General features: G+C 49.9%; 1 pseudogene. It reads left to right on the plus strand.

The window, feature by feature from the left end:
• Positions 1-355: pseudogene (locus ACTHSN_RS10765) on the plus strand (IS5/IS1182 family transposase); the annotation flags it as partial.

The raw sequence follows: 355 nt of genomic DNA on the forward strand, positions 1-355 counted from the left end.
TTTGACGAACTGAGCATCCCCGATTACAGCACCTTATGCCGCTACCGCAACTGGCTGGCGCAAGACGACACCCTGTCTGAACTGCTAAAACTGATTAACCGACAACTGACCGAAAAAAACCTAAAAGTAGAGAAAGCATCTGCCACCGTCATTGACGCCACCATTATTCAGACCGCCGGCAGCAAACAGCGTCAGGCCATAGAAGTCGATGAAGAAGGACAAGTCAGCAGCCAAACCACACCGAGTAAAGACAGCGATGCCCGTTGGATAAAGAAAAGCGGCCTCTACAAACTCGGTTACAAACAACATACCCGTACCGATGCGGAAGGCTATATCGAGAAACTGCACATCACTC

This window comes from Neisseria sp. P0009.S010, assembly GCF_051958545.1.
Taxonomy (GTDB): Bacteria; Pseudomonadota; Gammaproteobacteria; order Burkholderiales; family Neisseriaceae; genus Neisseria; species Neisseria subflava_A.